Origin of the sequence: Pseudomonas sp. WOUb67 (assembly GCF_050058005.1) — a bacterium.
GTDB lineage: Bacteria > Pseudomonadota > Gammaproteobacteria > Pseudomonadales > Pseudomonadaceae > Aquipseudomonas > Aquipseudomonas putida_R.
Window position 1 is genome coordinate 932827 of sequence record NZ_CP170112.1, and the last position, 21060, is coordinate 953886.

General features: G+C 61.8%; 19 protein-coding genes and 1 pseudogene. 19 read left to right on the forward strand and 1 reads right to left on the reverse strand.

The genetic code is table 11. The features are described 5' to 3' along the window. Window positions 1–17: 17 nt before the first annotated feature. The 5 genes from ABOC32_RS04175 to ABOC32_RS04195 all read left to right on the forward strand — a co-directional run bounded on the left by ABOC32_RS04175 (window position 18) and on the right by ABOC32_RS04195 (window position 5378). Complete coding sequence (locus ABOC32_RS04175; RefSeq protein ID WP_086978546.1) at window positions 18–1115, forward strand: polyamine ABC transporter substrate-binding protein; 1098 nt, start codon at window positions 18–20, stop codon at window positions 1113–1115. A gap of 158 nt (window positions 1116–1273) precedes the next feature. Then, the gene (locus ABOC32_RS04180) at window positions 1274–2368 is read left to right on the forward strand and encodes a polyamine ABC transporter substrate-binding protein (RefSeq protein ID WP_043198901.1); all 1095 of its coding nucleotides are present in this window, start codon (window positions 1274–1276) and stop codon (window positions 2366–2368) included. Window positions 2369–2428: 60 nt separating this feature from the next. Beyond that, the gene (gene potA, locus ABOC32_RS04185) at window positions 2429–3571 is read left to right on the forward strand and encodes a polyamine ABC transporter ATP-binding protein (protein ID WP_264361148.1); all 1143 of its coding nucleotides are present in this window, start codon (window positions 2429–2431) and stop codon (window positions 3569–3571) included. Next, a complete protein-coding gene (locus tag ABOC32_RS04190) occupies window positions 3568–4488 on the forward strand; it encodes an ABC transporter permease subunit (protein WP_019473406.1) in 921 nt (306 codons plus the stop codon). The genes potA and ABOC32_RS04190 overlap by 4 nt, the downstream gene beginning before the upstream one ends. After that, a complete protein-coding gene (locus ABOC32_RS04195; RefSeq protein ID WP_012274731.1) occupies window positions 4485–5378 on the forward strand; it encodes an ABC transporter permease subunit in 894 nt (297 codons plus the stop codon). The genes ABOC32_RS04190 and ABOC32_RS04195 overlap by 4 nt, the downstream gene beginning before the upstream one ends. A 107-nt stretch (window positions 5379–5485) precedes the next feature. On the opposite strand, the pseudogene ABOC32_RS04200 reads toward ABOC32_RS04195, so the two are convergent. Next, a pseudogene (locus tag ABOC32_RS04200) lies at window positions 5486–5936 on the reverse strand (REP-associated tyrosine transposase). 327 nt (window positions 5937–6263) lie between these two features. On the opposite strand from ABOC32_RS04200, the gene ABOC32_RS04205 reads away from it, so the two are divergent. From ABOC32_RS04205 to ABOC32_RS04270, 14 genes are all read left to right on the forward strand, one after another. After that, the gene (locus ABOC32_RS04205) at window positions 6264–7352 is read left to right on the forward strand and encodes an efflux RND transporter periplasmic adaptor subunit (RefSeq protein ID WP_426810212.1); all 1089 of its coding nucleotides are present in this window, start codon (window positions 6264–6266) and stop codon (window positions 7350–7352) included. Further along, on the forward strand, window positions 7349–8416 hold the full coding sequence (locus ABOC32_RS04210) for an efflux RND transporter periplasmic adaptor subunit (RefSeq protein WP_234226418.1): 1068 nt from the start codon (window positions 7349–7351) through the stop codon (window positions 8414–8416). The genes ABOC32_RS04205 and ABOC32_RS04210 overlap by 4 nt, the downstream gene beginning before the upstream one ends. Then, window positions 8413–11466, forward strand: coding sequence for an efflux RND transporter permease subunit (locus tag ABOC32_RS04215; RefSeq protein ID WP_426810213.1), 3054 nt, complete (start codon window positions 8413–8415; stop codon window positions 11464–11466). The genes ABOC32_RS04210 and ABOC32_RS04215 overlap by 4 nt, the downstream gene beginning before the upstream one ends. A 259-nt stretch (window positions 11467–11725) precedes the next feature. Continuing rightward, window positions 11726–11908, forward strand: a complete 183-nt coding sequence (oscA, locus tag ABOC32_RS04220) for a sulfur starvation response protein OscA (protein WP_016489716.1) — start codon at window positions 11726–11728, stop codon at window positions 11906–11908. Between the two features lie 48 nt (window positions 11909–11956). Next, window positions 11957–12964, forward strand: coding sequence for a sulfate ABC transporter substrate-binding protein (locus ABOC32_RS04225; RefSeq protein ID WP_426810214.1), 1008 nt, complete (start codon window positions 11957–11959; stop codon window positions 12962–12964). Window positions 12965–13162: 198 nt separating this feature from the next. Continuing rightward, a complete protein-coding gene (gene cysT / locus ABOC32_RS04230; protein WP_043198886.1) occupies window positions 13163–13981 on the forward strand; it encodes a sulfate ABC transporter permease subunit CysT in 819 nt (272 codons plus the stop codon). Between the two features lie 11 nt (window positions 13982–13992). Further along, a complete protein-coding gene (cysW, locus tag ABOC32_RS04235) occupies window positions 13993–14865 on the forward strand; it encodes a sulfate ABC transporter permease subunit CysW (RefSeq protein WP_043198884.1) in 873 nt (290 codons plus the stop codon). A 3-nt stretch (window positions 14866–14868) separates the two neighbouring features. Beyond that, window positions 14869–15858 (forward strand): sulfate/molybdate ABC transporter ATP-binding protein, encoded by a 990-nt coding sequence (locus ABOC32_RS04240; protein WP_426810215.1) that lies wholly within the window; start codon window positions 14869–14871, stop codon window positions 15856–15858. A 383-nt stretch (window positions 15859–16241) separates the two neighbouring features. After that, the gene (locus ABOC32_RS04245; protein ID WP_426810216.1) at window positions 16242–17042 is read left to right on the forward strand and encodes an energy transducer TonB; all 801 of its coding nucleotides are present in this window, start codon (window positions 16242–16244) and stop codon (window positions 17040–17042) included. 30 nt (window positions 17043–17072) lie between these two features. Continuing rightward, window positions 17073–17792, forward strand: coding sequence for a MotA/TolQ/ExbB proton channel family protein (locus ABOC32_RS04250; protein WP_016502132.1), 720 nt, complete (start codon window positions 17073–17075; stop codon window positions 17790–17792). A 1-nt stretch (window position 17793) separates the two neighbouring features. Beyond that, window positions 17794–18195, forward strand: a complete 402-nt coding sequence (locus tag ABOC32_RS04255) for an ExbD/TolR family protein (protein ID WP_012274719.1) — start codon at window positions 17794–17796, stop codon at window positions 18193–18195. 305 nt (window positions 18196–18500) lie between these two features. Beyond that, window positions 18501–19082 (forward strand): alpha/beta hydrolase, encoded by a 582-nt coding sequence (locus tag ABOC32_RS04260; RefSeq protein WP_043198880.1) that lies wholly within the window; start codon window positions 18501–18503, stop codon window positions 19080–19082. A 64-nt stretch (window positions 19083–19146) separates the two neighbouring features. After that, window positions 19147–19977 (forward strand): sigma 54-interacting transcriptional regulator, encoded by an 831-nt coding sequence (locus ABOC32_RS04265; RefSeq protein ID WP_086978556.1) that lies wholly within the window; start codon window positions 19147–19149, stop codon window positions 19975–19977. Between the two features lie 175 nt (window positions 19978–20152). Beyond that, window positions 20153–20938, forward strand: a complete 786-nt coding sequence (locus ABOC32_RS04270; RefSeq protein ID WP_234226424.1) for a MetQ/NlpA family ABC transporter substrate-binding protein — start codon at window positions 20153–20155, stop codon at window positions 20936–20938. Window positions 20939–21060 lie beyond the last annotated feature (122 nt).

Sequence of the window (21060 nt, forward strand, 5' to 3'; positions counted from 1 at the left end):
ATTCTGGAGCATGACGCATGAATAAAATGGGCAAGACGTTGCTGGCCGCAGCCCTGATGGGTGCCATGGCTACTGCTGCACAGGCTGACGACAAGGTGTTGAACGTCTACAACTGGTCGGACTACATCGCGCCGGACACCATCGCCAAGTTCGAGAAGCAGACCGGTATCAAGGTCAAGTACGACGTCTTCGACAGCAACGAAACCCTCGAAGCCAAGCTGCTGGCAGGCAAGTCGGGTTACGACATCGTGGTGCCGTCCAACAACTTCCTGGCCAAGCAGATCAAGGCAGGGGTGTACGAGGAACTGGACCGCTCCAAGCTGCCGAACTGGAAGAACCTCGACCCGGACCTGCTCAAAGCCGTTGGCGATGCCAGCGACAAGGACAACAAGCACGCCTTCCCGTACATGTGGGGCTCGATCGGCATCGGCTACAACCCGGAGAAGGTCAAGGCCGCGCTGGGCGTGGACAAGATCGACTCGTGGGATGTCGTGTTCAAGCCTGAGAACATCGCCAAGCTCAAAAGCTGCGGCGTGAGCTTCCTGGATGCACCGACCGAAATGATCCCGGCCGCGCTGCACTACCTGGGCCTGCCGAGCGACAGCACCAAGAAAGAAGACCTGAAGGCCGCCGAGGACCTGTTCCTCAAGATTCGTCCTTCGATCACCTATTTCCACTCCTCCAAGTACATCGGCGACATGGCCAACGGCAACATCTGCGTGGCCGTCGGTTATTCGGGTGACCTGGAGCAGTCCAAGGCTCGCGCCCACGAAGCTGGCGACAAGGTCAAAGTGGACTACGTCATTCCGAAAGAAGGTGCCGGTACCTTCTATGACATGGTCGCCATCCCCAAGGATGCCGAACATAAAGACGCCGCTTACCAGTTCATGAACTTCCTGATGCAGCCGGAAATCATGGCTGAGATCACCAACGCCGTGCGCTTCCCGAACGGCAACGAGGCTGCCACTGCGCTGGTGGACAAAGACATCAGCGGTGACCCGAGCATCTACCCGCCTGCCGAAGTGAAGAAGCAGCTATACGCGATCGCTGCGCCTGACGCTTCCGTGCAGCGTGTGATCACCCGCAGCTGGACCAAGATCAAGTCGGGCAAATAAGCCCCATGCGACATCTCTGGGCCGGGCTTTTCCGGCCCGGAGCCAGTGAAAGGCAATTGATGATTGCGGCATCGAAGCTGCGAAGGTAAGTTGCGCGCCGGTTTTGCGTGTGCGGCAGCATTGTCGCTACCCAGGCACTGATTGTGAGGAGCACCCACTTGTCTATTTCTGTATTCCGCAAGGCCTTGATGGCTGGTGCGGGCCTGACGCTGGCATGCAGCGTCCAAGCGGCGCCTACGGTGCACTTTTACAACTGGTCCGACTATATCGGCCCGACCACACTCGCGGACTTCGAGAAAGCCACGGGCATCAAGCCCGTGCAGGACGTGTTCGACTCCAACGAAACCCTGGAAGGCAAGCTGCTGGCCGGTAACACCGGCTATGACGTGGTAGTGCCGTCCAACCATTTCCTCGGCAAGCAGATCAAGGCGGGCGCGTTCCAGAAGCTCGACAAGAACCTGCTACCCAATTATGCCAACCTGGACCCGGCGTTGATGAAGCGCCTGGAAAAGAACGACCCGGGCAACCAGTACGCCGTGCCTTACCTGTGGGGCACCAACGGCATCGGTTACAACGTCGACAAGGTGAAGGCTGCGCTGGGCGTGGACACCATCGACTCCTGGGCCGTGCTGTTCGAACCCGAGAACATGAAGAAGCTCTCCAAGTGCGGCGTGGCCTTCCTCGACTCGGCGGACGAAATGCTGCCGGCGGTGCTCAACTACATGGGGCTCAACCCCAACAGCACCGACCCCAAGGACTATGCAAAAGCCGAGCAGAAGCTGCTGGCCGTGCGCCCGTACGTGACCTACTTCCACTCGTCCAAGTACATCACCGACCTGGCCAACGGCGACATCTGCGTCGCGGCAGGCTTCTCGGGCGATATCTTCCAGGCCAAGGCCCGCGCTGAAGAAGCGAAAAAGGGCGTGAACCTGGCCTACGCCATTCCCAAGGAAGGCGGCAACCTCTGGTTCGACGTGCTGGCGATCCCTGCGGACGCCAAGAACGTCAAAGAGGCGCATGCCTTCATCAACTATTTGCTGAAGCCTGAGGTTATTGCCCAGGTCAGTGATTACGTCGGTTACGCCAACCCGAACCCCAAGGCTGGCGACCTGATGGACCAGGCCGTGAGGACTGACGCTGCGGTTTACCCACCGCAGGAAGTGCTGGACAAGATGTTCGTGAATTCAGAGTTGCCGCCCAAGGTACAACGTTTGATGACCCGTAGCTGGACCAAGGTCAAGTCGGGCAAGTAACAATCCAGGCCCGCCGCCCAAGCCGGGGCGGGCACACAAATCTTGTTGGGAGTTTCACTCATGGCAGTTGCCTCCGGTGCCTATAAGAAAGCCCTCGAGGGTGGCCAGCAACCCAAGCAGGTGCTGGTCAAAATCGACCGGGTCACGAAGAAGTTCGACGAAACCATCGCCGTAGACGATGTGTCACTGGAAATCCGCAAGGGCGAGATCTTTGCCCTGCTGGGTGGCTCCGGTTCCGGCAAATCGACCCTGCTGCGCATGCTGGCCGGCTTCGAGCGCCCTACCGAAGGGCGGATCCTGCTCGACGGCGTCGACATCACCGACATGCCGCCCTACGAGCGGCCGATCAACATGATGTTCCAGTCCTACGCGCTGTTCCCGCACATGACCGTGGCGCAGAACATCGCCTTCGGCCTGCAGCAGGACAAGCTGCCCAAGGCTGACATCGACGCCCGTGTGGCCGAGATGCTCAAGCTGGTGCACATGACCCAGTACGCCAAGCGCAAGCCGCACCAGCTGTCCGGTGGCCAGCGTCAGCGCGTGGCCCTGGCCCGCTCGCTGGCCAAGCGCCCCAAGCTGCTGCTGCTCGACGAGCCGATGGGTGCGCTGGACAAGAAACTGCGTTCGCAGATGCAGCTGGAGCTGGTGGAGATCATCGAGCGCGTGGGCGTGACCTGCGTGATGGTGACTCACGACCAGGAAGAGGCCATGACCATGGCCCAGCGTATCGCCATCATGCACCTGGGCTGGATCGCCCAGATCGGCTCGCCTGTGGATATCTACGAAACGCCGACCAGCCGCCTGGTGTGCGAGTTCATCGGCAACGTCAACCTGTTCGAAGGTGAAGTGGTCGACGACGCCGAAGGCTACGCGATCATTGCCAGCCCGGAGCTGGAGCGCAAGATCTACGTGGGCCACGGCATCACCACCTCGGTGGAGGACAAGCACATCACCTACGCCCTGCGGCCGGAGAAGATGCTGGTCACCACCCAGCAGCCGACCTGCGAGCACAACTGGTCGCGCGGCAAGGTCCACGACATCGCCTACCTGGGCGGCCACTCGGTGTTCTACGTCGAGCTGCCGAGCGGCAAGGTGGTGCAGTCGTTCGTCGCCAACGCCGAGCGCCAGGGCACCCGCCCGACCTGGGGCGATGAAGTGTACGTGTGGTGGGAAGACGACAGCGGCGTGGTACTGCGGTCATGAAACTGCGCAAGCTCAAGCGAGCCTTCCAGCGCCTGACCCCGAAGGGGCGGCACGTGGTGATCGGCGTGCCGTTCATCTGGCTGTTCCTGTTCTTCATGCTGCCGTTCTTCATCGTGCTGAAGATCAGCTTCGCCGAAGCCGACGTGGCGATCCCGCCGTACACCGAGATCTATAGCTACGTCGAAGACAAGATCCAGTTGGTGCTCAACCTGGCCAACTATGGCTTGTTGACCGAGGATGAGCTGTACCTTTCGGCTTATCTGGGCTCGCTGAAGATGGCCTTCTTCAGCACCCTGCTGTGCCTGCTGATCGGCTTCCCGATGGCCTACGCCATCGCCAACGCCAAGAAGGAAACCCAGACCGTCCTGCTGCTGCTGATCATGATGCCGACCTGGACCGCGATCCTGATCCGCGTCTACGCCTGGATGGGCATCCTCAGCAACAACGGGCTGCTCAATGGCTTCCTGCTGTGGACCGGGTTGATCGACCAGCCACTGCAGATCCTCAACACCAACCTGGCGGTATACATCGGTGTGGTCTATTCGTACCTGCCGTTCATGATCCTGCCGCTGTTCGCCAACCTGGTGAAGCATGACCCTTCTTTGCTGGAGGCCGCTTCTGACCTAGGTTCGAGCACCTTCAACAGCTTCTGGAAGATCACCGTACCGCTGTCGAAAAACGGCATCATTGCCGGCTGCATGCTGGTGTTCATCCCGGTGGTGGGTGAGTTCGTGATCCCTGAACTGCTGGGCGGCCCGGAAACCCTGATGATCGGTAAGGTGCTGTGGCAAGAGTTCTTCAACAACCGTGACTGGCCGGTAGCCTCTGCGCTTGCGGTAGTGATGCTGGCGATCCTGATCGTGCCGATCCTGCTGTTCAACCGCAGCCAGGCTAAAGAAATGGAGGGCCGCGCATGAAACGCTTCAGTTTCTCCAAGCTGATGCTGGTGCTCGGCTTGCTGTTCATCTACCTGCCGATGCTGATCCTGGTGATCTATTCGTTCAACGCCTCCAAGCTGGTGACGGTGTGGGGTGGCTGGTCGATCAAGTGGTACGTCGGCCTGCTCGACAACACCCAGCTGATGGGTTCGGTAATGCGCTCGCTGGAAATCGCCTGCTACACGGCGGTGGCAGCGGTGGCGCTGGGTACCCTGGCGGCCTTCGTGCTGACCCGGGTCACCCGCTTCAAGGGCCGCACGCTGTTCGGTGGCCTGGTCACCGCGCCGCTGGTAATGCCTGAAGTGATTACCGGTCTGTCGCTGTTGCTGCTGTTCGTGGCCATGGCGCAGATGATCGGCTGGCCGCAGGAGCGCGGCATCGTCACCATCTGGATCGCCCACACCACGTTCTGTGCAGCGTATGTGGCGGTGGTTGTATCGGCGCGGCTGCGTGAGCTGGACCTGTCGATCGAAGAAGCGGCCATGGACCTGGGTGCCAAGCCGTGGAAGGTGTTCTTCCTGATCACCATCCCGATGATCGCGCCGTCGCTGGCAGCGGGCGGCATGATGTCGTTCGCGCTGTCGCTGGATGACCTGGTGCTGGCCAGCTTCGTGTCCGGCCCGGGCTCGACCACCTTGCCGATGGAAGTGTTCTCGGCCGTGCGCCTGGGCGTGAAGCCAGAGATCAACGCCGTGGCCAGCCTGATCCTGCTGTCGGTATCGCTGGTGACCTTCTTTGTCTGGTACTTCAGCCGCCGCAGCGAAGAGCGTCGTCGCAAGGCGATTCAGCAGGCCATCGAGGAAGGCGCAGCGGCCAACGCTTCGCAGCCGCAAGTGAAGCGCCCGGCGCAGGTGGCTGCGTCCGCCTGACCCGGCCTATTCGCGGGTGAACCCGCTCCCACAGGGAATTGCACAACCTTCAAATTGTGCACGGTCCCTGTGGGAGCGGGTTCACCCGCGAATGCCCTAACACCGATTCAAAGCCATATTGCATCCCAGTGTGGATAGTCCCTGACACTTCTGACCAGCCCAGCCCGCAAGGGGTTAGCAACGATGTATCTGGCGACATGCACCATGCTTTCCGCCCTTCTCAATGCCCGGTCCTGATACCCAGGCTGCCACACCGGGTCATGCTCAACCCCCGCCTGATGCAAAACCAGACTGGATCTGGATTTGAATCTGCGCATCAACGTACCCAGCGTCGTGCCTTTCAACTCGATCAGCCAGATGGTCCGGCATCAGTACCCAGGCCATTGAGCGGCATGCGTGCTCATGATCGGATTGCCGCAGTTGGTGGATGACCAGCCTTGCATGATGAAAGTCATGGAACAGTGGCTTGCGTGGATGGGTAACAGTGGTAAGCAGGTACAGCCTGCCGAGTTCTGAATAGCGACCACGGCGCAGCAGATGAGATTGGGCCCGAGGCATTGGTTTCTTCCTTGAAAAGTGACCTCTCCAAGGTAGTGGCTGTGAACCCGCGAAAGTGCTTTGGATAGTTTCTGGATATGGCAGGGGGCTTGTGGGTGGCTGTACCGGCCTTTTCGCGGCGGTTCGGCGCCCCGATGAACCCGCTCCCACAGGTACTGCGCAAGATTCGGCATGTGCACATTCCCTGTGGGAGCGGGTTCACCCGCGAAGAGGCCCGCGCAGGCGCTGAAAATGCCTGAGTGATCTCCATCAGTGATGTTTACCGAACCCTGAACTACGCTGACAGTCGCATCTCACAAATCATTTGTGCGCAAGCTAGGAGCCTGCATGAGGGTGACGCGTCCACTGTTGCTGGCAGGCCTGGGCTTGCTGTCCATGCTCACCGGCTGTAGCAAGGAAGAGGTTCCCGAGACGCTGCCTCGGGTGGGTGTGCAACAGGTCCAGTCCACCGATTTCGCTGCCAGGGTCACCCTGACCGGTGACGTGCAGGCGCGGGTGCAGACCGATCTGTCGTTCCGCGTTGGCGGCAAGATCATTTCGCGCAGTGTGGACGTGGGCGATCACGTCAAGGCCAACCAGGTGCTGGCCCGGCTGGACCCCAAAGACCTGCAGAACAACGTCGACTCGGCCAAGGCCGAGGTGTTCGCCGCGCAGGCGCGGGTTACCCAGACCAGCGCCGCCTTCGTGCGCCAGCAAAAACTGCTGCCCAAGGGCTATACCAGCCAGAGCGAATACGATTCTGCCGAAGCCGCGCTGCGCAGCAACCAGAGCGCGCTCAAGGCCGCCCAGGCGCAATTGGCCAATGCCAACGAACAACTCAGCTATACCGCACTGGTCTCCGAGGCCGCCGGGGTGATTACCGAGCGCCAGGCCGAAGTCGGCCAGGTGGTGCAGGCGACCATGCCGATTTTCAGCCTGGCCACTGACGGCGACCGTGATGCGGTATTCAACGTCTACGAATCCCTGCTGGTGGCGCCACCCAGCGATGCCGGGGTGATCGTCCGCCTGCTGGACGACCCCAAGGTCCAGGCGCAGGGGTTCGTGCGCGAAATCACGCCCACGGTGTCGGCGCAAAGCGGCACGGTGCAGGTCAAGGTAGGCCTGAAAGACGTGCCACCCGGCATGCAACTGGGCGCCCCGGTGACCGCCTCCACCAATGCCCAGGGCCGGCCCAGCATCGAGCTGCCATGGTCGGCACTGACCAAGGCCTTGCATGAGCCCGCCGTGTGGGTGGTGGGCGAGGGCGACAAAGTGGAATTGCGCAAAGTCGAAGTCAGCCGTTACCTCACCGGCAAGATCGTGGTTGCCAGCGGCCTGAAGGGCGGCGAAACCGTGGTGGTCAATGGCGGCCAGTTGCTGCACCCCGGCATGCAGGTGCAGAAGGTCGATGCCAAGGCCCAAGGGGGTGAGCTATGAAGCGCCTGCTGCTGATGCTGTCGGCCGGCGTACTGCTGGCTGGCTGCAGTAGCGAGGAAGAAGCACCAGAGCCGGTTCGGCCGGTGCTGTCGGTCAAGGTCGAACCCCAGGTGCAGTCGCAACTGGGCCGCTTCGCCGGCAGTATCCAGGCGCGTTTCGAAAGCACCCTGGGCTTCCGGGTGTCCGGGCGTATCGCCCGGCGCTGGCTGGACGTCGGCGCCCAGGTGAAGCCGGGCGATACCTTGGCCACCCTCGACCCGACCGACCAGCAGAACCAGCTGCGCGCTGCCGAAGGGGACCTGGCCAAGGTGCAGGCGCAGTGGATCAATGCCCAGGCCGATGCCCGTCGCCAGCAACAGCTGTATGACCGCGGCGTTGGCGCCCAGGCCCAGCTGGATATCGCCCAGACCAACCTGAAAACCACCAGCGCAGCGCTGGAGCAGGCGCGCTCTGCGCTCAGCCAGGCCCGCGACCAGCTCGACTACAGCACCCTGCGCACCGATCACGCCGCCGTGATCACTGCCTGGCAGGCCGAAGCCGGGCAAACCGTCACGGCCGGCCAGGCCGTGGTGACGCTGGCCCGTCCGGACGTGAAGGAAGCGGTGATCGACCTGCCCATCGGCCTGGCCGAACAACTGAGCAGTGGCCTGACCTTCACCGTCGCCTCGCAGCTCGACCCCACCATCAACACCACCGCCACGCTGCGCGAACTGGAACCTCAGGCCGACGCCACCACCCGCACCCGCCGCGCCCGCCTGACCTTGGCCGGCACGCCTGCGGCCTTTCACCTGGGCACCGCCATCAGCGTGACCTTGAGCTCGCAAGTCACGCCCCGCAGCGAACTGCCCCGCAGTGCCTTGCTCGAACGTGACGGCAAGACCCAGGTGTGGGTGATCGATACGCAGCAGAAGACCGTGGCAACCCGGGACGTGGCGCTGATCGAACGTACCGCCGACAGCATCGTGCTGACGTCGGGCGTGCAGCCTGGTGAGCGCGTCGTTACCGCAGGTGTGAACAGCCTGAAGCCTGGCCAGAAGGTCACCTTCGACGAGGATGCGCAATGAAAGGAAGCTTCAACCTCTCCGAATGGGCGCTCAAGCACCAGTCATTCGTGTGGTACCTGATGTTCGTCGGCCTGCTGATGGGGATTTTTTCGTACTTCAACCTCGGGCGTGAAGAAGACCCTTCATTCACCATCAAAACCATGGTCATCCAGACCCGCTGGCCAGGTGCGACCCAGGACGAAACCCTGTACCAGGTCACCGACCGCATCGAGAAGAAGCTCGAGGAGCTCGATTCCCTCGACTACACCAAAAGCTACACCCGCCCGGGTGAGTCCACCGTGTACGTGTACCTGCGCGACACCACCAAAGCCAAGGACATACCGGAAATCTGGTACCAGGTGCGCAAGAAAATCCAGGACATCCGCGGCCAGTTCCCGCAGGGTATTCAAGGGCCTGCCTTCAACGACGAATTCGGTGACGTGTTCGGCTCGATCTACGCCTTTACCTCTGACGGCCTGACCCTGCGCCAGCTGCGCGACTACGTTGAACAGGCCCGCTCCGAAGTGCGCGAAGTGCCCAACATCGGCAAGATCGAACTGGTGGGTACCCAGGACGAAGTGCTGTACCTGAACTTCTCTACCCGCAAACTGGCAGCGCTGGGCATCGACCAGCGCCAGGTCATGCAGGCCCTGCAATCACAGAACGCGGTAACCCCGGCCGGGGTGATCGAGGCTGGGCCAGAACGCATTTCGGTGCGTACCACCGGCCAGTTCGCATCCGAGAAAGACCTGCAAACCGTCAACCTGAGGATCAACGACCGCTTCTTCCGCCTGGCCGATATTGCCGATATCGAGCGCGGCTACGTCGACCCGCCTACGCCCATGTTCCGCTTCAACGGCCAGACCGCGATCGGCCTGGCCATTGGCATGAAAGCCGGTGGCAACATGCAGGTATTCGGTGCGGCGCTGAAGAAGAAAATGGACAGCGTGATCACCGACCTGCCGGTCGGGGTGGGTGTGCACACCGTTTCAGACCAGGCGGTGGTGGTGAAACAGGCCGTTGGCGGCTTCACCAGTGCGCTGTTCGAAGCGGTGGTGATCGTATTGGCGGTGAGCTTTATCAGCCTCGGTGTGCGTGCAGGGTTGGTGGTGGCCTGCTCGATCCCGTTGGTGCTGGCGATGGTGTTCGTGTTCATGGAGTACAGCGGCATCACCATGCAGCGGATCTCGTTGGGCGCGTTGATCATCGCCCTCGGCCTGCTGGTGGATGATGCGATGATCACCGTGGAGGTCATGGTCACGCGGCTGGAGATGGGCGAGAGCAAGGAGCAGGCGGCGACGTTCGCCTATACCTCGACCGCATTCCCCATGCTCACCGGCACCCTGGTGACCGTTGCCGGCTTCGTGCCCATCGGGCTCAATGCCAGCTCGGCGGGTGAGTATACCTATACCCTGTTCGCGGTAATTGCCGTGGCGTTGATCGTGTCGTGGGTGGTGGCGGTGTTCTTCGCGCCGGTACTGGGCGTGCATATCCTCAACAGCAAGCTCAAGGCGCACGAGGCGCAGACCGGGCGGGTAGGGCGAGCATTCGAAGGTGGCTTGCTGTGGTGCATGCGCAACCGCTGGTTGACCATCATCGGTACGGTGCTGCTGTTCGTGCTGGCCATTTTCTGCGAGCGTTTCGTGCAGAACCAGTTCTTCCCGTCCTCGGACCGCCCTGAAATTCTGGTCGACCTCAACCTGCCGCAGAACGCCTCGATCGAGGAGACGCGCAAGGTGGTCGACCGCTTCGAGGCGCGGATCAAGGATGACCCGGACCTGGTGCACTGGAGCACCTATATTGGCCAAGGTGCCATTCGTTTCTACCTGCCCCTCGACCAACAATTGCAAAACCCGTACTACGCGCAGTTGGTGATCGTCAGCAAAGGCTTCGAAGAGCGTCAGGCCATGATGGATCGCTTGCAGAAGATCCTGCATGAAGAGTTCGTCGGCATAGGTACCAACGTTCAGTCGCTGGAAATGGGCCCGCCTGTAGGGCGGCCGATCCAGTATCGGGTCAGCGGCGCAAATATCGACGAGGTGCGCAAACACGCCATCGAGCTGGCCACCTTGCTCGACCAGAACGAGCACATCGGCGAGATGATCTACGACTGGAACGAGCCAGGTAAGGTATTGCGCGTGGAAATCGCCCAGGACAAGGCACGCCAGTTGGGGCTGTCGTCCGAAGATGTGGCCAATGTGATGAACAGCATCGTCAGCGGCGTGCAGATCACCCAGGTCAATGACAACATCTACCTGGTCAATGTGGTTGCGCGGGCTGAGGACAGCGAGCGGGGTTCGCCCGATACCCTGCAGAACCTGCAGATACTCACCCCGAGCGGCACTTCGATTCCGCTGCTTTCGTTCGCCACCGTGCGTTACGAGCTGGAGCAGCCGCTGGTATGGCGTCGCGACCGCAAGCCGACCATTACCATCAAGGCCTCGGTCAACGGCGACATCCAGCCCACTGACCTGGTGGCCCAGTTGAAACCCAAGATCGACGAGTTCGCCAGCAAGCTGCCGGTGGGCTTCGAAGTGGCTACCGGCGGTACGGTGGAGGAGAGTGCCAAGGCGCAAGGGCCGATCCGCAAGGTCATCCCGCTGATGCTGTTCCTTATGGCGACGTTCCTGATGATCCAGCTGCACAGCGTGCAGAAGCTGTTCCTGGTGGTGAGCGTGGCGCCGCTGGGGCTGATCGGCGTGATCATCGCACTGGTGCCGACGGGCACGCCCATGGGCTTTGTCGCGATTCTCGGCATCCTGGCGTTGGCGGGCATCATCATCCGTAACTCGGTGATCCTGGTAACCCAGATCGATGAGTTCGTGGCGCAAGGCTTTTCGCAATGGGATGCGGTGGTGGAGGCCACCAACCATCGGCGCCGGCCGATCCTGCTGACTGCCGCGGCGGCCAGCCTGGGCATGATCCCGATTGCCCGCGAGGTGTTCTGGGGGCCGATGGCCTACGCCATGATTGGCGGGATCATCGTGGCGACCCTGCTGACGCTGCTGTTCCTGCCGGCGCTGTATGTGGCCTGGTACAAAATCCGCGAGCCTGAAAAACAATCATCCTGACAGCACATCCCTTTGTAGGAGCAGCCTTGTGCTGCGAAGAGGCCGGTACACCCATCGACATTTGATGGGGTATGTACCGGCCTCTTCGCAGCACAAGGCTGCTCCTACAAAGGGAAATGTGCTGATTGTTAAAACAGTTATATAAACATTCTTAAACAGTATTTTTAAGAATAACTCCGCCTCACTACTATTGCCCTCAAGCCAGGCGCAAATCCCCTTCAAACCTCTGCCCGGCACCCTCACTCCAAGGAGAACGAGCATGAGTGCATCTCTGCGTAGCATCGACGGTCAGGACGAAGCCACCATTCTGCGTGAAATCCAGAGCGCCCTGCGCGACCTGCGGTTTGGTGCGGTGGAGATCACTGTGCACAACGCTCAGGTCGTACAGATCGAGCGCAAGGAGAAGTTCCGCCTGCAACAGCCCGGCAACAAGTCCGGCTGATCGCGCCTCACATCCAAAATTAGAAAAATGCCAATCGGGAGCTTCACCATGTCCATTCGCCGTTATGCGCTTGCCGCTCTGGCCAGTGCTGTTTTTGCCGGTTCCGCCATCGCCAAGGACTACGAACTGCTGAACGTGTCCTACGACCCGACCCGCGAGCTGTACCAGCAGTACAACGCCGAGTTCATCAAGCACTGGCAGCAGGCCCACCCGGGCGACAAGGTGAAGATCCAGCAATCCCATGGTGGCTCGGGCAAGCAGGCCCGTGCGGTGATCGACGGCCTGCGCGCCGACGTGGTGACCCTGGCCCTGGCCGGCGACATCGACGAAGTGGCCAAGCTCGGCAAGACCCTGCCGGACAACTGGCAGACCCGCCTGCCGGACGCCAGCACCCCGTACACCTCGACCATCGTGTTCCTGGTGCGCAAGGGCAACCCGAAAGGCATCAAGGACTGGGGCGACCTGATCAAGAAGGACGTCTCGGTCATTACCCCCAACCCGAAAACCTCTGGCGGTGCGCGCTGGAACTTCCTGGCGGCCTGGGCCTATGGCCTGAAAACCGGTGGTAGCGAAGACAAGGCCAAGGAGTACGTACAGGAGCTGTTCAAGCACGTACCCGTACTGGATACCGGCGCCCGTGGCTCGACCATTACCTTCGTCAACAACGGCCAGGGCGACGTGTTGCTGGCCTGGGAAAACGAAGCCTTCCTGGCGCTGAAGGAAGACGGTGGCGCCGACAAGTTCGACATCGTCGTGCCGTCGCTGTCGATCCTGGCCGAACCGCCAGTGGCGGTGGTGGACAAGAACGCAGATAAGAAGGGCAATACCGACATTGCCACCGAATACCTCAAGCACCTGTACAGCCCGGCCGGGCAGAAAATTGCCGCCGAGAACTTCTACCGCCCGCGTGACGAGAAGGTTGCTGCCGAATTCGGCAAGCAATTCCCGAAACTGGACCTGGTAACCATCGACAAGGACTTCGGTGGCTGGAAAACTGCACAACCTAAGTTCTTCAATGATGGCGGTGTCTTCGACCAGATCTATCAGGCACAGTAACCGGCCATGAAAAAGCGGGGCCGCTTTGCGGCCCATCGCAGGCAAGCCAGCTCCCACAAGATCGCGCAGCTCTCAGGCCTGTGGTAATCCTGTGGGAGCTGGCTTGCCTGCGATGGGCTGCGCAGCAGCCCCGGGATTCAGAGTCTTGCACCGGCCCGGGATTTTTCCCGGGCTTCGTGCGTTCAACCAGGGATACTTATGTCACGTCGTATTTCCCCCGTCATACCCGGCTTCGGGCTGACGCTGGGCTACACCTTGGTGTACCTCAGCCTGATCGTGCTGATACCGCTGGCAGCCATGTTCATTCATGCCTCGCAGCTGACCTGGGAGCAGTTCTGGAACATCATCAGTGCGCCGCGGGTGATCGCCGCGCTCAAGCTGAGTTTCGGCACCGCCCTGTTCGCCGCCATCATCAACGGGGTGATCGGCACCCTGCTGGCCTGGGTGCTGGTGCGCTACACCTTCCCCGGGCGCAAGATCATCGACGCGATGATCGACCTGCCGTTCGCCCTGCCCACCGCCGTTGCAGGTATCGCCCTGACCGCCCTGTACGCGCCAGCGGGCTGGGTAGGCCAGTTCGCCGCCGACCTGGGCTTCAAGATCGCCTACACCCCGTTGGGCATCACCCTGGCGCTGACCTTCGTCACCCTGCCGTTTGTGGTGCGCACGGTGCAGCCGGTACTGGCCGACATCCCGCGTGAAGTGGAAGAGGCCGCCGCCTGCCTGGGCGCCAAGCCGCTGCAGGTGTTCCGCCATGTGCTGGCGCCGGCCTTGCTGCCGGCCTGGCTCACCGGTTTTGCCCTGGCCTTCGCTCGCGGCGTGGGCGAGTATGGTTCGGTAATCTTCATTGCCGGCAACATGCCGATGAAGACCGAAATCCTGCCGCTGCTGATCATGGTCAAGCTCGACCAGTACGACTACACCGGCGCGACCGCCATCGGCGTGCTGATGCTGGTGGTTTCCTTCATCCTGCTGCTGCTGATCAACCTGCTGCAGCGCCGCATCGAAACCCCTTGAAGGAGGCCGGCATGTCCAGTTCATCCCTGAGTGCAAGCGCCGCCGCCAACGCAGCCCGCCGTAGCAGTGCAACCTCGCGGCGCATCCTGATCGGCCTTGGCTGGCTGGTGTTCGCCCTGTTCCTGCTGTTGCCACTGGTGATCGTGGTGTCGCAGGCGCTGAAGAACGGTTTTGGCACCTTCTTCGAGGCGATCTTCGAGCCTGATGCCTTGTCGGCGCTGAGGCTGACCCTGCTCGCCGTGGCCATTTCGGTACCGCTGAACCTGGTGTTTGGTGTCAGCGCCGCCTGGTGCGTGAGCAAATACAACTTCCGTGGCAAAAGTATCCTGGTCACCCTGATCGACCTGCCGTTCTCGGTGTCGCCGGTCATCGCCGGCCTGGTCTACGTGCTGATGTTCGGCGCACAGGGCCTGTTCGGGCCCTGGCTGCAGGACCATGATATCCAGATTGTCTTCGCCCTGCCGGGCATTGTCCTGGCGACCATTTTCGTCACCGTGCCGTTCGTGGCCCGTGAGCTGATCCCGCTGATGCAGGAGCAGGGCACGCAAGAAGAGGAGGCTGCGCGCTTGCTCGGTGCCAATGGCTGGCAGATGTTCTGGCACGTGACCTTGCCCAACATCAAATGGGGCCTGATCTATGGCGTGGTGCTGTGTACTGCACGGGCCATGGGCGAGTTTGGCGCGGTGTCGGTGGTGTCGGGCCACATTCGTGGCGTGACCAACACCTTGCCGCTGCACGTAGAGATCCTCTACAACGAGTACAACCACGTCGCGGCCTTCAGCGTGGCCAGCCTGTTGCTGATCCTGGCGCTCTTCATCCTGCTGCTCAAGCAGTGGAGCGAGAACCGTATTAACCGCCTGCGCCACAGCGCCGCGGAGGAATGATTCATGTCGATCGAAGTTCGTAATGTCAGCAAGCGCTTCAACAGCTTCCAGGCCCTGAACAACATCAACCTGGACATCAACAGCGGCGAGCTGGTGGCGCTGCTGGGCCCGTCCGGCTGCGGCAAGACCACCCTGCTGCGCATCATTGCCGGCCTGGAAACACCGGACCAGGGCAGCATCGTGTTCCATGGCGAGGATGTATCCGGCCATGACGTGCGTGATCGCAACGTCGGTTTTGTGTTCCAGCACTACGCGCTGTTCCGCCACATGAGCGTGTTCGACAACGTCGCTTTCGGCCTGCGCATGAAGCCCAAGGGCGAGCGTCCGAGCGAGAGCAAGATTGCCGAGAAAGTGCACGAGCTGCTGAACATGGTGCAGCTGGACTGGTTGTCCGACCGCTACCCGGAGCAGCTGTCTGGCGGCCAGCGTCAGCGTATCGCCCTGGCCCGCGCCCTGGCCGTGGAGCCCAAGGTGCTGCTGCTGGACGAGCCGTTCGGTGCGCTGGACGCCAAGGTGCGCAAGGAGCTGCGACGCTGGCTGGCGCGGCTGCACGAGGACATCAACCTGACGTCGGTGTTCGTCACCCACGACCAGGAAGAGGCCATGGAAGTGGCTGACCGCATCGTGGTGATGAACAAGGGCGTGATCGAGCAGATCGGCTCGCCGGGCGAGGTGTACGAAAAGCCGGCCAACGATTTCGTCTACCACTTCCTGGGCGATTCCAACCGCCTGGCGGTGAGCGAAGGGCATCATGTGCTGTTCCGTCCGCACGAGGTGTCGCTGTCGCGGCATGAGACCGAAGGGCACCATGCTGCCGAGGTGCGGGATATCCGGCCGTTGGGCGCCACCACGCGGGTGACCTTGAAGGTGGAAGGGCAGAGCGAGCTGATCGAGGCCGAGGTGGTCAAGGACCATGACAGCTTGACCGGGTTGGCGCGGGGGGAGACGTTGTTCTTCCGGCCGAAGGTTTGGCAGAAGGTGGCGGATATCTGATCTGCCCTTGATGATGAGAAGCCCGGGCTTGGTCTCGGGCTTTTTTATGCCTGTCGGATTGCCGGGGCTGCTTTGCAGCCCATCGCAGCACAAGGCTGCTCCTACAGGGAACTGCAATCTCCTGTGGGAGCGGCCTTGCGTCGCGATCGAGGGCGCAGCCCTCGCGGCAATCTCATGCCTTACGCGAATATTTTGCATGCCCCCAATGCATAGCCTTTAGCCATGAAAGCCGCAGCCCACGCAATCCGTGGCTTTCACGGACCCCCTCAAAAACAATATTCAATTAAGTTCTAACTATAATTTTAAACATTACTTTAAGAGATAAGCCTCTGGCCCCGATGATTCAGCCACACACCTGAATCGAGACCCCAGGAGTTTGATCAATGGGTAATGTCCAGTCGGCCGTCAGGGCCTACGACCAGCCATGGCGCCCGGCCCCGGGCGACCTGGTCGAGCTTGGACGCACGCTTCGCCTCCCGCTTGGCCAGCTGCGCCTGCAACGCACGCCCGTCAGCGGGCTCAAGCGCCGCGACAAGCTGGCGTTGGGCCTGCTGGTGCTGGTGCTGCATGGCGCTGCGGCGTACTGGGTCAGCCAGGCGCCAACGCCAGCGCTGCCAGTGGTGCCGCCGCAGGTGCCGCCCATGACCATCGAGTTCGCAGCGCCCGCGCCGCCCGTGGTCGAGCCACCGCCACCCGCGCCCGCGCCGCCTGTGGTCGAGCCACCACCGCCGCCACCGGTAGTCGACGAGCTGGCTGCCAAGCCCAAACCCAAGCCAAAGCCCGTGCCTAAGCCTGTGGTCAAGCAGGCGCCCAAGCCACAGCCCAAGCCGGTCGAAGCACCACCGCCAGCGCCGGTGGCCGCCCCTGCACCGCCTGCGCCAGCACCACCCGCGCCGGCCCCGATAACCCCGGCATCGGCCAACGCCGCGTACCTGAAGAACCCGGCACCGGAATACCCGCAAATGGCCCAGCGCCGTGGCTGGGAAGGCACCGTGCTGTTGCGTGTAGAGGTGCTGCCAAGCGGCAAGCCCGGGCAGATCCAGGTGCAGAAGAGCAGCGGCCGTGATGCCCTCGACGCCGCCGCGCTGGCCGCAGTCAAGCGCTGGAGCTTCGTGCCCGCCAAGCAGGGCGACGTGGCCCAGACCGGCTGGGTCAGCGTGCCGATCGATTTCAAGCTTCGCTAACTATTTCGCAGAACACAGGAAGACACCATCATGAGCCTGCTGGCATCCCCCCTCGAATCCGTTGAAAGCGCAGTCATCTGGCTGCTGGTCGGTTTCTCTGTCGTCACCTGGGGCCTGGCCCTGGTCAAGGTCGCGCAGTTCGTGCGCCTTAAAAACCAGGACAAGCGCTTCCACCAGCAGTTCTGGGCTGCCTCCAGCCTGGACTCGGCTGCCGAACTCAGCCATGAGCTGCCCGGCCCGGCCGCCCGCGTTGCCCAGTCCGGCTACGCCGCGATTGCCGTTGGCGATACCCAGGCCAATGACCTGAGCCACGCCATCAACCACCAGGACCGCCTGGAGCGTGCCCTGCGTCAGCAGATCGTGCGTGAGCGCCGCTCGCTGGAAACCGGCCTGGCGGTGGTCGCCAGTATCGGCAGCACCTCGCCTTTCATCGGCCTGTTCGGCACCGTGTGGGGCATCATGGAAGCGCTCAAGGGCATCAGTGCCGCCGGCTCCGCCAGCCTCGAAACCGTCGCCGGGCCCATCGGTGCGGCACTGGTGGCTACCGGTGTGGGTATCGCCGTCGCGGTGCCTGCGGTGCTGGTCTACAACTACTTCCTGCGTCGCCTGAAGCTGACCGCTGCCGACCTCGATGACTTCGCCCACGACTTCTACAGCCTGGCGCAGAAGAGTGCCTTCCGCGTGCTGGTGCACCCGGCTGTGCAAAAAGCCCAGCCCGGTTTCACCCAACCCGTGAAGGAGGCGTCCTGATATGGCCTTTTCGACCCAGGACAGCGACGAAGTCCTCAGTGAAATCAACGTCACGCCCTTGGTAGACGTCATGCTGGTGCTGCTGGTGGTGTTCATCGTCACCGCGCCATTGCTGACCAACGCCATCCCCATCAACCTGCCCAAGACCGAGGCCGTGGCCCCGGTGGAGCAGAAGGACCCGCTGGTGGTCAGCATCGACGGTGAAGGCAAGCTGTTCATCAACAAGGACCAGATCCAGCCCGACCTGCTGGAAACCAACCTCAAGGCTGCCAAGGACAAGGACGCGGACGTGCGCGTGCAGCTGCAGGCCGATGACGGCGTGAACTACGGCGAAGTGGCGCGGGCCATGGCAGCCATCGAACGTGCGGGTATCAGCAAGCTGGCGGTGATAACCGCGCGCTGATCGCTGTAAAACCTCTTCAGGCAAGTGCTTATGGGCCACATCTCTTGGCAGGGGTTGGCCCTCCTTTTTTTGCCCGTACTTCCTGCCGATCAGAGTTTCCTGTGGGAGCGGGTTCACCCGCGAAGAATCCAGCGCGGTGGCTGGCACCGGCTGCGCCGGTGTTCGCGGGTGAACCCGCTCCCACAAAGATCCAGCTCCTTATCATGATTATTTTGGTTATTAATAAATAGCTTCTTATTCCTTTACGAATATAACTCCCTCCCTATACTTGTCTCCAAGCACGCAAACTTACTGGAGGCGTCCCCATGCGCAATGAGTCGATTCGTTACCTGATTGTGCCGGGCTGGCAAGGATCGCCAGACAACCATTGGCAAAGTCACTGGCAGCGCACCCTGCCCAACAGTGCGCGGGTCGAGCAGCACGACTGGCTCACCCCGCAACGGCAGGATTGGGTGCAGGCGCTGGAGCAGGCGATTGCCGCCGAGCGCTCGCCAGTGATCCTGATTGCCCACAGCCTTGGCTGCGTCACCGTCGCCCACTGGGCCGCGCAGGCCAGCCCGGCCTTGCGGCGACGGGTGCGTGGTGCACTGCTGGTGGCACCGGCAGACGTCGAACGGCCCACCTGCGCGCCGGCATTGCGCAACTTTGCGCCGATCCCGACCGAAGCCTTGCCGTTCCCCAGCCAGGTCGTCAGCTCGGACAACGACCCGGCCGTGAGCGTGCCGCGGGCGCTGTACCTGGCCCAGGCGTGGGGCGCCGAAGCAGGGTTGCTGAGCAATGCCGGGCACATCAACGTCAAGTCCGGCCATGAGCGCTGGGAACAAGGTTTCGCCTACTTGTATCGCTTGCAGAGCCGGGTCGAGCAGCGCGCACTGCGTCGCGCCTGATAGCCCTTACCGTTTTCCGTTTACCTGACGCCCGGCCAATGAAGGCCTGGGGCGGGAGTTCGTCATGACGTTTCAAAACCCGTTTGGCCAGCCACTGCTGACCTTCCCCGAGCTGGACAAGAGCCCGCTGAGCATTCGCGCCAAGGCCCTGGTGTTCATCGACCCGCGTTCGCAGCAGTTGCGCGAAGACCTCGAGCGCCTGGCGCCGCAGCCGTTGCCGGTGCTGATCCGTGGCGAAACCGGCACCGGCAAGGAGCTGCTGGCCAGGCAGATCCACCGAGCCAGCGACCGTGGTGGGTTGTTCGTATCGGTCAACTGCGCGGCCATCAGCCCTACTTACGCCGATGCCGAGCTGTTCGGCTATAGCGCCGGCAGCCATGGCGGTACGGCCAGCAGCCGCGCCGGCTGGTTCGGTTCGGCCAACGGCGGCACGCTGTATCTGGACGAAATTGCCGACTTGCCGCTGGCCATCCAGGGCAAGCTGCTGGCGGCCCTGGAAAACCGCGAGGTCACCCGGGTGGGCGCGCAGCAGCCACAGCCGGTGGATGTGCGCCTGGTCGCCGCCACCAGCATTGACCTTGCGCGGGTGGTGCGTGCGGGGCGCTTCAACGAGCGCCTGTACCAGTACCTGCGCGAGGGCGCGCTGGAACTGCCGCCGCTGCGCGAGCGGCCGGGCGATATTCTGCCGCTGGCTGAGTACTTCGTGGGCATCTACAGCGTGCGCCTGCAGCGGCCTGTGCCGCTGGTGAGCGAGGCGGCGCAGCAGGTGCTGGAAGCGCATTTCTGGCCTGGCAATACCCGCGAACTGGAGAACGTCATCCACTTTGCCTTGCTGGTGAATGACGGCGAAGAGATCCAGCCAGAGGACCTCGACTTGCCCAACACCGCACGCTAGACATCGCTCATAAGCAAAGTGGCTGGTGGCAGTTTGTTTTTGGAATAAGCAGCTAAATAAAAGATATTGTTACGGAATAAAAAATCTAGGTATTGTCCGCCTCACGCCCGCTGGTGAACCGGTTGGGCAACCGATTCGCCATCGCCGATGGCCCAGATTCAGAACAAGGACCACCATGAAGAAGACCCTGCTGACCACCGCCCTGGCCGCTGCCCTGTCGTTCTCCGGCCTGGCCGCCGCTGCCGAGAAACTGGTGGTTGCCGCTACCCCGGTACCGCACGCCGAAATCCTTGAACTGATCAAGCCGACCCTGGCCAAAGAGGGTGTGGACCTGCAGATCAAGGTCTTCACCGACTACGTGCAGCCGAACGTGCAGGTGGACCAGAAGCGTCTGGACGCCAACTACTTCCAGACCCTGCCCTACCTGAAGAGCTTCAACGAAGGTAAAGGCACCCACCTGGAAACGGTCATTGGCGTACACGTCGAACCCTTCGGTGGCTACTCGAAGAAAATCAAGAACCTGTCCGAGCTGAAAGAAGGCGCCACGGTTGCCATTCCTAACGAAGGCAGCAACAGCGGCCGCGCCCTGATCCTGCTGCAGAAGGCTGGCCTGATCACCCTGAAAGACCCGAAGAATGCCCTGGCCACCCCCAAGGACATCGCCGAGAACCCGAAAAAGCTGAAGTTCCGCGAGCTTGAGTCGGCCATGCTGCCGCGTGTGCTGGACCAGGTCGACCTGGACATGATCAACACCAACTACGCCCTGGAAGCCGGCCTGAACCCGGCCAAGGATGCACTGGTGATCGAAGGCGCCGACTCGCCATACGTGAACTTCCTGGTTGCCCGCCCGGACAACAAGAACAGCGAAGCCATCCAGAAACTGGCCAAGGCCCTGACCAGCCCGGAAGTGAAAGAATTCATCGCCAAGAAGTACCAAGGTGCTGTGCTGCCGGCGTTCTGATGCGCTTGCAGTGACAGGAAAAACGCCGGCGCATTTGTGCCGGCGTTTTTGTATCTGGCCACAGGGTCCTACTCGCCAACCGGTGATATGTTTATTCATTAATGTTATTTATTAAAAAGTTT

Bases quoted from the DNA above. Each gene is read 5' to 3' on its own strand.
- ABOC32_RS04175 (WP_086978546.1), top strand. From the start codon at position 18: ATGAATAAAATGGGCAAGACGTTGCTGGCCGCAGCCCTGATGGGTGCC.
- potA (WP_264361148.1), top strand. From the start codon at position 2,429: ATGGCAGTTGCCTCCGGTGCCTATAAGAAAGCCCTCGAGGGTGGCCAG.
- ABOC32_RS04190 (WP_019473406.1), top strand. From the start codon at position 3,568: ATGAAACTGCGCAAGCTCAAGCGAGCCTTCCAGCGCCTGACCCCGAAG.
- ABOC32_RS04195 (WP_012274731.1), top strand. From the start codon at position 4,485: ATGAAACGCTTCAGTTTCTCCAAGCTGATGCTGGTGCTCGGCTTGCTG.
- ABOC32_RS04205 (WP_426810212.1), top strand. From the start codon at position 6,264: ATGAGGGTGACGCGTCCACTGTTGCTGGCAGGCCTGGGCTTGCTGTCC.
- ABOC32_RS04210 (WP_234226418.1), top strand. From the start codon at position 7,349: ATGAAGCGCCTGCTGCTGATGCTGTCGGCCGGCGTACTGCTGGCTGGC.
- ABOC32_RS04215 (WP_426810213.1), top strand. From the start codon at position 8,413: ATGAAAGGAAGCTTCAACCTCTCCGAATGGGCGCTCAAGCACCAGTCA.
- oscA (WP_016489716.1), top strand. From the start codon at position 11,726: ATGAGTGCATCTCTGCGTAGCATCGACGGTCAGGACGAAGCCACCATT.
- ABOC32_RS04225 (WP_426810214.1), top strand. From the start codon at position 11,957: ATGTCCATTCGCCGTTATGCGCTTGCCGCTCTGGCCAGTGCTGTTTTT.
- cysT (WP_043198886.1), top strand. From the start codon at position 13,163: ATGTCACGTCGTATTTCCCCCGTCATACCCGGCTTCGGGCTGACGCTG.
- cysW (WP_043198884.1), top strand. From the start codon at position 13,993: ATGTCCAGTTCATCCCTGAGTGCAAGCGCCGCCGCCAACGCAGCCCGC.
- ABOC32_RS04240 (WP_426810215.1), top strand. From the start codon at position 14,869: ATGTCGATCGAAGTTCGTAATGTCAGCAAGCGCTTCAACAGCTTCCAG.
- ABOC32_RS04245 (WP_426810216.1), top strand. From the start codon at position 16,242: ATGGGTAATGTCCAGTCGGCCGTCAGGGCCTACGACCAGCCATGGCGC.
- ABOC32_RS04250 (WP_016502132.1), top strand. From the start codon at position 17,073: ATGAGCCTGCTGGCATCCCCCCTCGAATCCGTTGAAAGCGCAGTCATC.
- ABOC32_RS04255 (WP_012274719.1), top strand. From the start codon at position 17,794: ATGGCCTTTTCGACCCAGGACAGCGACGAAGTCCTCAGTGAAATCAAC.
- ABOC32_RS04260 (WP_043198880.1), top strand. From the start codon at position 18,501: ATGCGCAATGAGTCGATTCGTTACCTGATTGTGCCGGGCTGGCAAGGA.
- ABOC32_RS04265 (WP_086978556.1), top strand. From the start codon at position 19,147: ATGACGTTTCAAAACCCGTTTGGCCAGCCACTGCTGACCTTCCCCGAG.
- ABOC32_RS04270 (WP_234226424.1), top strand. From the start codon at position 20,153: ATGAAGAAGACCCTGCTGACCACCGCCCTGGCCGCTGCCCTGTCGTTC.